This is a genomic window from Variovorax sp. J22G73 (genome assembly GCF_030317035.1).
Classification (GTDB): domain Bacteria; phylum Pseudomonadota; class Gammaproteobacteria; order Burkholderiales; family Burkholderiaceae_C; genus Variovorax.
On the sequence record NZ_JASZYK010000001.1, the window covers coordinates 627,586 to 640,897 of the forward strand.

12 protein-coding genes are annotated in these 13,312 nt (G+C 68.4%); 1 reads left to right on the forward strand and 11 read right to left on the reverse strand.

Annotation, left to right across the window (positions count from 1 at the left end):
• Positions 1 to 40: 40 nt before the first annotated feature.
• The 5 genes from QTI51_RS02790 to QTI51_RS02810 all read right to left on the reverse strand — a co-directional run bounded on the left by QTI51_RS02790 (position 41) and on the right by QTI51_RS02810 (position 4,913).
• Positions 41 to 667 carry a class I SAM-dependent methyltransferase gene (locus tag QTI51_RS02790; RefSeq protein WP_132748738.1) on the reverse strand — a complete coding sequence of 209 codons (627 nt, stop codon included), beginning with the start codon at positions 665 to 667 and terminating at the stop codon, positions 41 to 43.
• A gap of 76 nt (positions 668 to 743) precedes the next feature.
• Positions 744 to 1,298: a M48 metallopeptidase family protein gene (locus QTI51_RS02795; protein ID WP_116908258.1), complete on the reverse strand. Its 555-nt coding sequence runs from the start codon at positions 1,296 to 1,298 to the stop codon at positions 744 to 746.
• Positions 1,295 to 2,566 carry an Hsp70 family protein gene (locus QTI51_RS02800; RefSeq protein ID WP_116908257.1) on the reverse strand — a complete coding sequence of 424 codons (1,272 nt, stop codon included), beginning with the start codon at positions 2,564 to 2,566 and terminating at the stop codon, positions 1,295 to 1,297. Before QTI51_RS02800 ends, QTI51_RS02795 begins: the two co-directional genes overlap by 4 nt.
• A gap of 2 nt (positions 2,567 to 2,568) precedes the next feature.
• Positions 2,569 to 4,143 (reverse strand): lysine--tRNA ligase, encoded by a 1,575-nt coding sequence (gene lysS, locus QTI51_RS02805; protein ID WP_207786643.1) that lies wholly within the window; start codon positions 4,141 to 4,143, stop codon positions 2,569 to 2,571.
• Positions 4,144 to 4,268: 125 nt separating this feature from the next.
• Positions 4,269 to 4,913: an LON peptidase substrate-binding domain-containing protein gene (locus tag QTI51_RS02810; RefSeq protein ID WP_286512946.1), complete on the reverse strand. Its 645-nt coding sequence runs from the start codon at positions 4,911 to 4,913 to the stop codon at positions 4,269 to 4,271.
• 50 nt (positions 4,914 to 4,963) lie between these two features.
• On the opposite strand from QTI51_RS02810, the gene QTI51_RS02815 reads away from it, so the two are divergent.
• Positions 4,964 to 5,524, forward strand: coding sequence for a YggT family protein (locus QTI51_RS02815; protein WP_116908255.1), 561 nt, complete (start codon positions 4,964 to 4,966; stop codon positions 5,522 to 5,524).
• 84 nt (positions 5,525 to 5,608) lie between these two features.
• Here QTI51_RS02815 and accD read toward each other — a convergent pair whose 3' ends face one another.
• The 6 genes from accD to QTI51_RS02845 all read right to left on the reverse strand — a co-directional run bounded on the left by accD (position 5,609) and on the right by QTI51_RS02845 (position 13,204).
• Positions 5,609 to 6,481, reverse strand: a complete 873-nt coding sequence (gene accD, locus QTI51_RS02820; protein ID WP_116908254.1) for an acetyl-CoA carboxylase, carboxyltransferase subunit beta — start codon at positions 6,479 to 6,481, stop codon at positions 5,609 to 5,611.
• A gap of 97 nt (positions 6,482 to 6,578) precedes the next feature.
• Complete coding sequence (gene trpA / locus QTI51_RS02825) at positions 6,579 to 7,424, reverse strand: tryptophan synthase subunit alpha (protein WP_116908253.1); 846 nt, start codon at positions 7,422 to 7,424, stop codon at positions 6,579 to 6,581.
• A complete protein-coding gene (trpB, locus tag QTI51_RS02830) occupies positions 7,424 to 8,722 on the reverse strand; it encodes a tryptophan synthase subunit beta (protein WP_116908252.1) in 1,299 nt (432 codons plus the stop codon). Before trpB ends, trpA begins: the two co-directional genes overlap by 1 nt.
• 46 nt (positions 8,723 to 8,768) lie before the next feature.
• Entirely contained in the window at positions 8,769 to 9,479 is a 711-nt protein-coding gene (locus QTI51_RS02835; protein WP_116908251.1) for a phosphoribosylanthranilate isomerase, read from the reverse strand.
• Positions 9,476 to 10,297, reverse strand: coding sequence for a tRNA pseudouridine(38-40) synthase TruA (gene truA / locus QTI51_RS02840; protein ID WP_116908250.1), 822 nt, complete (start codon positions 10,295 to 10,297; stop codon positions 9,476 to 9,478). Before truA ends, QTI51_RS02835 begins: the two co-directional genes overlap by 4 nt.
• Before the next feature lie 42 nt (positions 10,298 to 10,339).
• Positions 10,340 to 13,204 carry a FimV/HubP family polar landmark protein gene (locus tag QTI51_RS02845; RefSeq protein WP_116908249.1) on the reverse strand — a complete coding sequence of 955 codons (2,865 nt, stop codon included), beginning with the start codon at positions 13,202 to 13,204 and terminating at the stop codon, positions 10,340 to 10,342.
• Between the last annotated feature and the right edge of the window lie 108 nt (positions 13,205 to 13,312).

Genomic DNA, 13,312 nt, shown 5'->3' on the forward strand with positions numbered 1-13,312 from the left:
GGGTTTCTGGTCTCGGGCCCTGCTGCTTGCTTCCTGCGCCTCAGTACCGGCCCAACACGTTCACCTGGTGATAGTGCTCCTTCAACGCCGCGTGCAGCGCGAGCGCCTGCGCGCGGGTCGGTTCGTCGGCCTCCGGGCCGACGCCGAAGAAGTACAGGTCGTGGCTGCTGCGGTCTTCGAAGAAGCCCCACACCGAGAACCAGGCGTCGTGCTGCAGCAGGGCCGTGAAGTCGGTGGCGGCCAGGTTGCGGTAGTGGTTCTGGTGCTGGCCGACCGTCAACGGCGAATCGGAGGGGTTGAACTCCACGGTGCCGTGCTGGCGCCGCCCCGGGGTGGCGCAGGTCATGACGACGAGGCCGTCGTCCTTCACCAGGCGAAGGGTGTTGAGCCAGGTCTTCTTCCACTGCGGGTTGTGTTCCATCGCCTCGCAGGAGATCACCACGTCCGTGCCGCTCGCGGCGCCGCCGTAGTTCTCGCCATGGCAGACCAGGTCGACATCGGGGCCTTCGTCCACGTCCATGCCCAGGTAGCTGCAGCCTTCGAAGAGTTCGCGCACCGAGCCGTTGAGGTTGAGGCTGCCGATTTCGACGACTGAGCGGTCCCTGAAGTAGGACGGCAGGAACTGCTTCACACCGGCGACGAAGAATCGTTGTTGAGGATGTGACATGGCGGTACCCCGTGGCGTTGAAAGAGCGGGGGGCGCGTGGCCGGCGGGGTGAACGCCGACCGGCGTCCGAGGCGGACTAGCCGTTGTCCGGTATCGAGCCCGGCGCCGGACCAGGTGCTTCGGGGGCCCCGCCCCAGAGGCGCTTTCCACCCGTGTTCAGGTGCTCCAGATACAGGCGAAGGTCGAACTCCAGGCGATGATAGTCCGGCTCCATGTGCCTGCACAGGGCGTAGAACGCCTTGTCGTGCTCGCGCTCCTTCATGTGCGCCAGCTCGTGCACGACGATCATGCGCAGCCATTCGAGCGGCACTTCCCTGAACAGGCTGGCCACCCGGATCTCGCGCTTGGCCTTCAGCTTGCCGCCCTGCACGCGCGACACCGTGGTGTGCGTGCCCAGCGCGTTCTTGATCACGTGGAGCTTGCTGTCGTACATCACCTTGGACAGCGGCTCGGCCTTGCGCATGAAATCGCTCTTGAGCTCGCTCACGTAGTCGTACAGCGCGCGGTCGGTCTGCACGGCATGGGCGCCGTCCGGGTAGCGGCTGCTCAGCAGCGCGCCCAGCTTGTCCTCTGCCATCAGCTGGCGGACCTGGTCCAGCAGGGTCGCTGGATAGCCCGCCAGGTACTTCATGCGCGGCGCTCGGTGCGGGCCGCGCAGGCCAGGCCGGTGGCCACGCCGCCGAAGAGGTCGCCTTCCACCAGCGTCACGCCCGCGAAGCTCTTGCGCAGGGCGTGCTGGAACGGCCGCAGCGCTGACGAGCCGCCGGTGAGGTAGATGGCGTCGAGGTCGCCGCTGCGCAGGCCCGCGCGCTTGACGCAGGCGTGCGCGCAGGCAATCACGTTTTGCAGCGGCGTGGCCAGCTGCTGCGCCATGTCGGCGGGCGACAGCGAGGCCACGAGCCCGGCTTCGGCGCAGGACAGGTCGATGGACGTTTCGGCGTCGCTCACCGAGGCGTCGATCTTGGCCGCCTCCACCGCGCTGGCGATCCGGTGGCCGTGCCGCTCCTCGAGCACGGTCATGAGCCGGTCGTGCAGGCGCAGGTCGCTGTAGCTGGTGCGCAGGTCCTTGGCCTGGCGCACCGCCTTGGCGGCGTAGAGCCAGTTGATCAGGTGCCAGGACGACAGCTCGAAGAACACCTTGCTCGGCACCTCGCGCCCCTGCGGACCATGGTGGCGAAAGCCGAACTGCGGCATCACGCGCTCCAGGTTCAGGCGCTGGTCGAAGTCGGTGCCGCCGATGTGCACGCCGCTGGTGGCCAGCACGTCGTCGCTGCGGTCGTCGCGCGTGGCGCGCTCGGGACCCACGCGCACCACGGTGAAGTCGGAGGTGCCGCCGCCGATGTCGACGATGAGCACGATCGATTCCCTGGTGATGCGCTGCTCGTAGTCGAAGGCCGCGGCAATGGGCTCGAGCTGGAAGGCGATCTCGCGAAAGCCCGCCGCGCGCGCCGCGACGCGCAGGCTGTCTTCGGCGCGTTCGTCGCGCTTGGCATCGTCGTCCACGAAGTGCACCGGGCGCCCGATGACCACGCGTTCGGGCAGCTGGCCGAGTTCGCGGCTGGCGCGCACGGCCAGCTCGCGCAGGAAGCGCGCGATGATGTCCTCGAAGCTCACGAGGCCGTCGTAGATGGCCGTCTTCTCCTGCATCAGCGCGCTGCCGAGCAGGCTCTTCAGCGAACGCATCAGCCGGCCTTCGGTGCCCGAGAGGTACTGCGCGACGGCGTCGCGGCCGAAATGGGTGCTGCGGTCTTCGGCGTTGAAGAAGATCGCGGTGGGCAGGGTGGTGGCCGCGCCCTCGATGGGCAGCAGGCGGGCCACGCCGTCGACCCGGCAGGCCACGGCGGAGTTGGAGGTGCCGAAGTCGATGCCGATCGTCGGCAACGACGACGGTGACGCCATGCTCAAGATTCCCTGCGCAGCGCGGGGAACAGGATCACGTCGCGGATGCTCGGCGAGTCGGTCAGCAGCATCATCAGTCGGTCGATGCCGATGCCGCAGCCGCCGGTGGGCGGCATGCCGTATTCGAGCGCGCGCACGAAGTCGTGGTCGTAGAACATCGCTTCGTCGTCGCCGCTGTCCTTTGCGGCCACCTGCGCGTTGAAGCGCGCGGCCTGGTCCTCGGCGTCGTTCAGCTCGCTGAAGCCGTTGCCGAACTCACGGCCGGTGATGTAGAGCTCGAAGCGCTCGGTGACCTCGGGGCGCTCGTCGTTGGCGCGCGCCAGCGGCGAGATCTCGGTCGGGTGTTCCATGATGAAGGTCGGCTGCCAGAGCTTCTCTTCCACGGTTTCCTCGAAGTACATCACCTGGAGGCTGGCCAGGCTGCGCTGCGAGAGCTTGTCCTTTTCTTCGCTCAGGCCGATCTTGCGCAGGGCGTTGACGAGCCAGGCGCTGTCGTCCACGCCCTGGGCCACGCCCTCGGCCTCGGTGTACTTCAGGATGGCTTCGCGGATCGTCAGGCGCTGGAAGGGCTGGGTCAGGTCGACCGGCTTGCCGCCGTAGCTGAGCTGCTGGGTGCCCACGGCCTTGTCGGCGATGGTGCGGATCAGCGTCTCGGTGAAGTCCATCAGGTCGCGGTAGTTCCAGTAGGCCGCGTAGAACTCCATCATCGTGAACTCGGGGTTGTGCCGCACCGAGATGCCTTCGTTGCGGTAGCTCCGGTTGATTTCGAACACGCGCTCGAAGCCGCCGACGATCAGGCGCTTGAGGTACAGCTCGGGCGCGATGCGCAGGAACATTTCCTGGTCGAGCGCGTTGTGGTGCGTCTTGAACGGCTTGGCGTTCGCACCGCCCGGAATGGGGTGCAGCATGGGCGTCTCGACCTCGAGGAAGTCGTTGGCCACCATGAACTCGCGCAGCGCGCTCACGGCCTTGCTGCGCGCGGTGAAGCGCACGCGGGCCGACTCGTCGGTGATCAGGTCGACGTAGCGCTGGCGGTACTTCTGCTCCTGGTCGGCCATGCCGTAGAAGTCGCCGGGCAGGGGGCGCAGGCTCTTGGTGAGCAGGCGCAGCCGGGTGACCTTGATCGACAGCTCGCCGGTCTTGGTCTTCATCAGCGTGCCTTCGGCACCGAGGATGTCGCCCAGGTCCCAGCGCTTGAACTCGGCGTAGGCCTCTTCGCCCACGGCGTCGCGCGTGACGTACAGCTGGATGCGGCCGGTGGCGTCCTGCAGGGTCGCGAAGCTGGCCTTGCCCATCACGCGCTTGAGCATCATGCGGCCCGCCACGCTGACGGCCACGGCCTGCGCCTCGAGCGCCTCGGGCTCGGTGGCACCGTGCGCCTCGGCGAGCGCCGTCGCGCGGTGGCCCGGCTTGAAGTCGTTGGGGAACGCGACGCCCTTGCCCTCGGCCTGCGCGGCGCGCAGCAGCTTGAGCTTTTCGCGGCGTTCAGCGATGAGCTTGTTGTCGTCGACGGCGGCCACGGTGGCTGCCGGTGCCGCTGCGGGCGTGGGAATGTGGGGGGTCAGGTGATCGGACATGGGAGGCGGGTGGCGCGCATCCGGGAGCGTGCGCGGGGCTGGCATTTTAGCCCATGGCTTTTCGAATAAAAGCTGGCGCCAGCGCCCGCCGATCCTGCGGCGTGCGCTACAAAAAACAGAGCAAGCTATTCAGTGATGCCCGTGCGTGCGAGCAGATCGCTGACCAGCTCCAGGCGCATCAGCGGGCTGTCGAGCGTCATGAGGCGCTGGCGCAGCTCGAGCTGCATCGGCACCAGCTCGCACCAGCGGTTGGCCACCCAGCCGCAATCGTCCAGGCGGTAGGGCTCGCCGATGGGCAGGCGGGCCGTCGCGTCCTGCGCGCGGCGCCGCTCTTCGAGCGTGTCGATCAGCCGCCGCAGCGCGGTGCTGGTGTGCTTCAGGTCGTCGGGAATGTCGAGCGCGACGTCGTCGGGCACGGCCTCCACTTCGGCGACCCACAGGCCGTGCTTCTGCAACTCGGTCTGGCGGATGCGAAAGCGCTGCGTGCCCACGCACTCAATCTGCAGCAGGCCGCTCTGCGGCGAATCGAACTCGCGGATTTCGGCCAGCGTGCCGATGCTGGAAAAGCGCTCGGCGTCGGAGCCGGGCTTGCGGACCTCGCTGCCGCTGGTGAGGCTCACCACGCCGAAAGGCACGCCAGCCTTGCGGCACTTGCCGATCATGTCGAGGTAGCGCACCTCGAAGATGCGCAAGGGCAGCAGGCCGCCGGGGAACAGGACGGTTCCGAGCGGGAACAATGGCAGTGAATGCAAAAGGGGTTGTGTCGTCATCGAAGAACCTTGCGTGGCTATCATCGCATTCCGCTCACGGCTGCGCCCTCATGCTCTATCAGATCCCCTCTTTCCTCCTCGACGTGATCGTCGGCCTGCTCGGCGGCGCCTGCCTGCTGCGGCTCTACATGCAGTACCACCGGGTGCCGTTCGGCAACCCGCTCGGGCGCTTCATCTTCGCCATCACCGACTGGATCGTGCTGCCGCTGCGGCGCATCGTGCCCTCGGTGAAGCGCTGGGACCTGGCGAGCCTGATCGCGGCGTGGCTGCTGGTGATGCTGAAGTTCCTGCTGCTGTGGCTGCTCATCGGCAACCTGGGACACATCGTGACCTTGCCGCTGGTGTCGCTGGTCGGGCTGATGCAGCTGGCGGTCTCGGGGCTCACCGCGCTGCTGGTGGTGTACGCGGTGCTGTCGTGGATTCCGGGCGCGTCGCCGATGCTGCTCGACCTGATCTCGCGGCTGGCCGAACCGCTGGTGCGGCCGTTTCGCCGCTTCATTCCGCTGATCGGCGGGGTCGACCTGTCGCCGCTGGCGGCCATCGTGGTGCTGCAGATCGTGGCGATCGTGCTGAGCAACCTGCTGGTGTTTGCCTACCAGCTGACGTTCTGACGGTCTGACCTTCCGCCAGGCGGCAAGCAAAAAGGGCCCGGGTGCGATGCACCCGGGCCCTTTTTTCGTCGTGCCGTACTTGCTTCAGCTGACCGCGTCGGCCGGCTGGCGCAGCAGCATGGCCAGCGTGCTGGCGATGGTCTTGCGCAGTTCGCGGCGGTCGCTGATGAAGTCGATGGCGCCTTTGGTCTGCAGGAACTCGGCGCGCTGGAAGCCTTCGGGCAGCGTCACGCGCACGGTCGACTCGATCACGCGCGGGCCGGCAAAGCCGATCAGCGCCTTGGGCTCGGCAATGACGACGTCGCCCACGAAGGCAAAGCCGGCGCTCACGCCGCCCATGGTCGGGTCGGTCAGCACGCTGATATACGGCAGGCCCTTCTTCGCCAGGCGGGTGAGCGCGGCGTTGGTCTTGGCCATCTGCATCAGCGAGAGCAGGCCCTCTTGCATGCGCGCGCCGCCGGTGGCGGTGAAGCAGATGAAGGGCACCTTCTGCTCGATGGCGGTTTCCACGCCGCGCACGAAGCGCTCGCCGACCACGCTGCCCATGCTGCCGCCCATGAATTCGAACTCGAAGCAGGCCACGACCACGCTGATGCTGTGGACCGAGCCGCCGAGCACCACCAGGGCGTCGGTCTCGCCGGTGTTCTCCAGGGCTTCCTTCAGGCGCTCGGGGTACTTGCGGCTGTCCTTGAACTTCAGGGCGTCGACCGGCAGCACTTCCTGGCCGAGTTCGTAGCGGCCTTCGGCGTCGAGGAACGCGTCGAGCCGGGCGCGCGCGCCGATGCGGTGGTGATGGCTGCAGCTGGGGCAGACATTCTGGTTGTGCTCGAGGTCGGTCTTGTACAGAACGGTCTCGCAGGCGGGGCACTTGATCCACAGGCCCTCGGGCACCTGGCGGCGCTCCGACGGGTCGGTTTGTGCGATCTTGGCGGGTAGCAGTTTTTCAAGCCAGCTCATGGGCAATCCTTGGTTCTCGCGACAGGCAGGCCTTCGCGACGATTAGCTCCCCTGGGCCGCGTGCGGAACACAGCCCAGGGGACGGAGGCAACCGCGATTATCGGCCAGCCGCGTTCTTGGGGGTAGCCGCCGGCAGCGCGTCGAGCGCTTCGCGAATGCCCGCCAGGAATTCGCGCACCGCCGGCACTACGCGTTCGCGCGGCTGGTCTTCGATGAGCTGGATGATCCTGGTGCCGATCACCACCGCATCGGCGGCCGAGCCGACCGCCTGCGCCGTGCGCGCGTCGCGAATGCCGAAGCCCACGCCCACGGGGATGCTCACGTGCTGGCGAATGCGCGGAATCATCAGGCCGACCGCCTCGGTGTCGAGGTGGCCGGCGCCGGTCACGCCCTTGAGCGACACGTAGTACACGTAGCCGCTGGCAATGCGCGCCACCTGGGCCATGCGCTCGTCGGTGCTGGTGGGCGCCAGCAAAAAGATCAGGTCGATGCCGGCTTCCTTCAGCTCGGCGGCGAAGGCCTCGCATTCCTCGGGCGGGTAGTCGACCACGAGCAGGCCATCGACGCCGGCCGCGGCCGCGTCGCGAATGAAGGCCTTCTTGCCGTGCACCAGGTCGTAGCGCTCGACCGGGTTGGCGTAGCCCATCAGCACCACGGGCGTGGTCGTGTCCTTCTGGCGGAAGGCGGCCACGATGGCCAGCACCTGCTTCATGCCGATGCCCAGCGCCAGCGCCGCTTCGCCGGCCTTCTGGATCACGGGGCCGTCGGCCATCGGGTCGGAGAAGGGCACGCCGAGCTCGATCACGTCGGCACCGGCCTCGACCATGCCGTGCATCAGCTCGGGCGTGATGTCGGCAAAGGGGAAGCCCGCGGTGACGTACGGAATGAGGGCGCGGCGGCCGTCATTTTTCAGCGCGTCGAAGGTGCTTGCAATGCGGCTCATCACTTGCCTCCCTTCACGCTCAGGCCGCGCATGGACGGGCGGTCGTAGAAGTCGACGCCCGACAGGTCGGCCACGGTGCCGATGTCCTTGTCGCCGCGGCCCGAGAGGTTCACCAATATCGACTGGTCGGGGCGCATGGTCTTCGCGAGTTTCATGGCATAGGCCACGGCGTGGCTGGATTCGAGCGCGGGAATGATGCCCTCGGTGCGGCACAGGTAGTGGAAGGCCTCGAGCGCCTCCATGTCGGTGATGCCGACGTACTCGGCACGGCCGATGTCGGCAAGGTAGGCGTGCTCGGGGCCCACGCCCGGGTAGTCGAGGCCGGCGCTGATGCTGTGCGTCTCGGTGATCTGGCCGTCTTCGTTCTGCAGCAGGTAGGTGCGGTTGCCGTGCAGCACGCCCGGGCTGCCGCGCAGGATCGATGCCGAGTGCTTGCCGCTGTCGAGCCCTTCGCCCGCCGCCTCCACGCCGACCAGGCGCGTGCCGGTGAACGGAATGTAGGGGTGGAAGATGCCCATCGCGTTGCTGCCGCCGCCCACGCAGGCCACGACCACGTCGGGCTGCTTGCCCTCGGCTTCGCCGGGGATGCCCGCGGCGCGTTGCTGTGCCGCGAGCATGGCCGGCATCTGGTCGATGCACTCGGTGCCGATCACGCTCTGGAAGTCGCGCACCATCGTCGGGTAGGGGTGCGGGCCGGCCACGGTGCCGATGATGTAGAAGGTGTTTTCCACGTTGGTGACCCAGTCGCGCATGGCCTCGTTGAGCGCGTCCTTCAGCGTCTTGCTGCCCGACTCCACCGGCACCACGGTGGCGCCCAGCAGGTTCATTCGGTAGACGTTGGGGCTCTGGCGCTTCACGTCCTGGCTGCCCATGTAGACCACGCATTCGAGGCCGTAGCGCGCGCAGATGGTGGCGGTGGCCACGCCATGCTGGCCGGCGCCGGTCTCGGCAATGATGCGGGGCTTGCCCATGCGGCGCGCGAGCATCGCCTGGCCGATCACGTTGTTGATCTTGTGCGCGCCGGTGTGGTTCAGGTCTTCGCGCTTCAGGTAGATCTGCGCGCCGCCCATTTCGCGGCTGGTGCGCGCGGCGTGGTAGATCGGCGAGGGGCGCCCGACGAAGTGCTTCAGCTCGTAGTGGAATTCGGCCAGAAAGGCCGGGTCGTCCTTGAACCGGGCGTACGCGTCGCGCAGTTCGTTGATCGCGTGGGTGAGCGTTTCGCTCGCGAAGGTGCCGCCGTAGTTGCCGAAATGGCCGGTGGCATCGGGTTGCTGGTAGTCCTGAAATTGGCTTTGCATGATTTCCGATCGATGGGCCGCAGCCCGAATCGATCGGCTGCGGCGGCTAACTGGAGAAGGACGCGTCGGCGGCTCTGACCGCTGCGACGAATTGCCGGATTTTTCCGGCGTCCTTGAGGCCCTTGTTCCCGGGGCCGTCGATTTCGACGCCCGAGCTCACATCAACGGACAGCGACTTGCAGCGCGTCCGCAGGATGCGAATGCCATCGCTCACGTTTGCAGGTGTGAGCCCACCACTCAAGACGAGGTGAGCGTCGACGGCGGGTGGAAGAAGTGACCAATCGAAAGCCTTGCCGCCACCGCCATAACCTTCGACGTGCGCGTCGAGCAGGATGGCCTGGGCGTGGGAGTAATCGGACGCGTATTTTACGAGGTCGAAGCCGATCCCGGCAGCCCCCAGCGGAATGCGGGCGGCGCGCATGTAACGAAAACGCCCCGGGCCGCTGGATTCTTCGCACTGCGCGGGGGTCTCGTCGCCATGGAATTGCGCGATGGCGCCCTTCACGAGCGAGAGCGCGGCCATGACCTCCTCCGGTGGCTGGTTCACGAACAGCAGCACCGGCGTGATGAAAGGTGGCAGGCGCGAGGCCAACTCGGCGGCGCGCGCTGGCGTCACGGCGCGGGGGCTCTTCGGGTATAGCACGAAGCCGATGGCGTCGGCGCCGGCTTCCACCGCCGCATCGACATCGGCCTCACGCGTGAGGCCACAGATCTTGATGCGGGTGCGGGACAGGGTGCTGGGCAGGGGCGCGGTCATGGCGGGGGATCATAAGGAGCCCCGCCCGCCTGCAGCGTGGCCTCGGCCGGCAGACCCCACTTGGCGTCGTACAACGGGCCCACGAAGTACAGGCCGTCCGCGGAGAAGGTCGGGGCCGCGACCTTGCGGCTGCGCGCCTCGAGCACCTCGGAGATCCATTCGACCCGCTCGTCGCCGCGGCCGATGCGCACCAGGCAGCCCATCAGGTTGCGGATCATGTGGTGCAGGAAGGCGTCGGCCTCGAACTCGAAATGCCAGCGGCAGCGCTCGCCTTCGCCCACGCGCGTGATCTCGATGCGCCGCAGGTTCTTCACAGGCGACTTGGCCTGGCAGGCCGAAGCACGGAACGAGCTGAAGTCGTGCGTCCCGATGAGCACGGCGGCGGCCTGGCGCATGGCATCGCCGTCCAGCGCGTGCATCGACCAGCCGACCCGGCCGGCATCAAGGCTGGGCCGCACCGGCGATTGCGAGAGCACGTAGAGGTAGCGGCGGGCCAGGGCGCTGGCGCGGCAATGGAATTCGTCGGGCACCGGGTGCGCCCACTGCACCGCGATGTCGTCGGGCAGGAAGCGGTTGGTGCCGCGCATCCAGGAGAAGGGGTCGCGCTCGATGAGGGTGTCGAAGTGCACCACCTGCATCAGCCCGTGCACACCGGCGTCGGTGCGCCCGGCGCACAACGTGCCGATGCTGCCGGGGGGCTGCGCGGTGAATTTGGCGAGGGCCGCCTCGAGCTTGTCCTGAACCGTGCGGCCCGAGCGCTGGCTCTGCCAGCCCTCGTAAGCCTGGCCGTTGTAACGGATACCGAGCGCCAGCCTCAAGACGCCCGCCTCACGAAATCAGGAACCGGAACAACCAATCGCTCAGCGCAGCTCGGCGAGCAGTTGGCGGGCTTGCGACTTGAGGTCGCCGGCGCTTTCGGCTTCGACTTCCTCGACCAGCGAGCGGGCGCCTTCGACGTCGCCGATGGCCTGCAGCTCGCGTGCGAGCGACAGCTTGACCGCATGCGGGCTTTCGTCGTCGCCCTCGTCGTCATGCGAGAGACCGTTAGGCCGCGTGATGACCTCGGCCTCCGGGGTGCGGGCCGGCAGGCCGGCCAGCGCGCTCATGTCGAACTCGATGAAGCCCGAGTCGGCCGGCAACGCATTGCGCAGCATGGCGGGGCGGGTGTTGTCCACGTCGCTCAGCGAGCCGGGCAGCGTGTTGGCGGTCAGCGCGCCGGGGGCGGTGTCGAAGTCGTTTTCGAGATCGACAGGCAGCGAAGCGTGGCCGTTCGACAGCGGCGCGGCGGGGCGTGCGGCGGTCGGAGCGGGCGCGTAGGCGGACTTCGGCAGGCTGGCGCCGACCGGCGCGTGGGTTTGCACAGGGGCGGGCGCCGGCACCGGAGGAGCGGGAGGTGGCGGCGGCGGTGCGGTCAGGTCGAGGTCGAAGTCCAGCGGAGCGACCGAGGGCACGAAAGCCGGCGGTGCGGATGCCGCGGGTGCCGCTGGGGGCGGCGGTGCCACCGGCTTGGCGGCTGCGGCCAGGGCGCCTGCGAAGGCAGCCGTTTCGGCGGCGCTGGCGCCACCGCTGCGGGGCGCGCCCGATTCGTACAGCGGGTTGCCCGGGTCGAGGTCCTTGCCCATGTCGACCACGCGGTTCCAGTCGGAACCGGCGCCGTTCGTCAGCTTGTGCACTTCGGTGGCCAGGCTTTCGTAGGCGCGCACGTCGCGGCGCTTGGCGTGGATTTCGAGCAGCTTCAGGTGAATGGCGGTGCGGTCCGGGTTCAGGCGCAGCGCTTCACGCAGGATTTCCTCGGCTTGCAGGTCTCGGCCATAGGCCAAGTACACGTCGGCTTCGGCCACGGGGTCCACATCGCCCGCGTCGAGCTGGCTCGGCGAGTACGACAGCGACGAAACGGTGGAGTCCCCGCGGTTCTTGGTGTCGACCGATTCGCCGCCGCTGGCGCCGAAGAACGAGTCCTTGGGAATGCGGCTCTCGAGGAACACGCTTTCGCTCATTTCCTCGCGGCGACGGCCCAGCACGCGGTACAGCAGGAAGCCGATCAGCAGCGCGATCAGCGCGCCGCCGGCGAGCATCAGCGGGTTGTCGAGCAGTTCCTCGAGGAAGGTCGGCTCGGGCGGCGGCGGCGGTGCGACGACCTTCTTGGCAGCGGGCTTCGGGGCTGCGGCCGCGGTGGCTGCGGCGCTCGCTGCGCCTGCGGCGGGGGTGGCAGCGGCATCAGTGGCCGATGGCGTGGTGGCAGCAGCAACGGCAGCGGCTGGTGCCGTTGCTGGTGCGGCAGTCGCTGCGGTGGCTTCGGGTGTGGGGGTTGCAGGTGCGGGTGTCGGCGCCGCAACAGGTGCTGCCGTCGCCGGAGCAGGAGAAGCAGCCGGTGCCGGCATGGGCGCTGCGGCCACGGGTGCCGGCGTAGCGGGTGCTGGCGTTGCAGGCGTTGGAGTCGTCGTCGCGGCGGTGGACGGTGCCGGCACCGGGATGCCGGGCGCCGCTGCGGCGGGCGCTGCAGCGGCAGGTGCCGATGCGCCGGTGCCCGTAGCGGCTTTGAGCTTGTTCAGCTCGTTGATGTTCTTCGACAGTTCCGCCACGCGGTTGTTGCTGTCCTGCGCCTGGCGCGCCTGCGCCACTTTCTCGTCGGCGGCGCGGGTGGAGGCGCTGCCTTGCGAGATGGTGAGCTTGTCGGGTGCGCTGGTCGCGGCGTTCCGGTCTTCGACGTTGGCTTGCAGCTTGCCCGAGGCATTGCGGCTCGCCGCGGCGACGTTGGCGGTGGGTGCGTTCTCGGCCAGGCGCTGGCGGTAGGAGCCGAAGTCGCGGCTTTGCGCGGTGACGGTGCGACGTGCTTCCGCGGGCGTTACCGCGGCCGCTTCGGCGGCGCTGGGCAGGTCGAGCACGGCGCCCGCGCGCATGCGGTTGACGTTGCCGCCGACGAACGCGTCGGGGTTGGCCAGCAGCAGCGCGACCAGCATCTGGTCGAGCGACACGTCGGCGGGCTTGTGGGCGCCTGCGATCTTGCTGGCGGTGTCGCCGCGCTGCACGGTGACCTGTTCACCGCTGCCGCCGCCACTGGAGCGAGCCGGTGCAGCTGCCGTGACGGGCGCCGGGGCTGGCGCTGCGACGGGTGCCGACGGCGGCGGTGCCACCGCAACGGGGGGGGCGGCGCGCTCGCGGCGTGCGCGTGCTGCCGGGGCAGGGCGCTCGACGGGCGTGGTGATCTGGGGGGCGATGGGCGCAAGCGCGGCGGCCGATGCGCTCGAAGCCGCCTGGCGCGTGGCCGGCGGATCAAGCAGCACGGTGTAGTCGCGCACGATGCGGCCCGAGGCGCCGTTGGCTTCGAGCAGCAGGTCGATGAACGGGTCGTTCAGCGGGCGGTTGCCGCTCAGGCGCACTACATACTGGCCGCCTGCACGGCGTTGCAGCGTCGCCTTGACGTCGCTGAGCGCCGAGTTGTAGGGAACGCCGGCGCTCTTGAAGGCTTCGGCGGTGGCGATGTTGATCTTCAGACCGTCCGCCTCGCTGGCGGCCATTTCGGTCACGTCGATCTCGGCGCGCAAGGGTTCGCCCAGCGCCGACTGCACCTTCAGCTGACCCAGCGTGAAGGCGCTAGCGTCGGTGCTGGCGATGCCCAGGGCGACAGCTGCCGCTGCGCCCAGGATGGAGAGGCGCCAGCCGTTCGATGGCAGAAGCGGGCGAACGGCCGATGGGCTGGCCGCGGGCAACAGATGTCTTGTCATGCTGATAGGGGCGGCTCAGGCCCAGAATTTGTAAGAGGACGTTAGCACCATCGCTGCACACTGACAAGGCAGTGCGCCTGTTCTACCCAGTGCGCGCATACTTACGAT

What these genes read in the sequence shown, in the direction of transcription:
- trpB (WP_116908252.1), bottom strand. Translation starts at nt 8,722, where the DNA reads ATGCAAAGCCAATTTCAGGACTACCAGCAACCCGATGCCACCGGCCAT.
- QTI51_RS02815 (WP_116908255.1), top strand. Translation starts at nt 4,964, where the DNA reads ATGCTCTATCAGATCCCCTCTTTCCTCCTCGACGTGATCGTCGGCCTG.
- QTI51_RS02790 (WP_132748738.1), bottom strand. Translation starts at nt 667, where the DNA reads ATGTCACATCCTCAACAACGATTCTTCGTCGCCGGTGTGAAGCAGTTC.
- QTI51_RS02800 (WP_116908257.1), bottom strand. Translation starts at nt 2,566, where the DNA reads ATGGCGTCACCGTCGTCGTTGCCGACGATCGGCATCGACTTCGGCACC.
- QTI51_RS02810 (WP_286512946.1), bottom strand. Translation starts at nt 4,913, where the DNA reads ATGACGACACAACCCCTTTTGCATTCACTGCCATTGTTCCCGCTCGGA.
- QTI51_RS02845 (WP_116908249.1), bottom strand. Translation starts at nt 13,204, where the DNA reads ATGACAAGACATCTGTTGCCCGCGGCCAGCCCATCGGCCGTTCGCCCG.
- trpA (WP_116908253.1), bottom strand. Translation starts at nt 7,424, where the DNA reads ATGAGCCGCATTGCAAGCACCTTCGACGCGCTGAAAAATGACGGCCGC.
- QTI51_RS02795 (WP_116908258.1), bottom strand. Translation starts at nt 1,298, where the DNA reads ATGAAGTACCTGGCGGGCTATCCAGCGACCCTGCTGGACCAGGTCCGC.
- lysS (WP_207786643.1), bottom strand. Translation starts at nt 4,143, where the DNA reads ATGTCCGATCACCTGACCCCCCACATTCCCACGCCCGCAGCGGCACCG.
- accD (WP_116908254.1), bottom strand. Translation starts at nt 6,481, where the DNA reads ATGAGCTGGCTTGAAAAACTGCTACCCGCCAAGATCGCACAAACCGAC.
- QTI51_RS02835 (WP_116908251.1), bottom strand. Translation starts at nt 9,479, where the DNA reads ATGACCGCGCCCCTGCCCAGCACCCTGTCCCGCACCCGCATCAAGATC.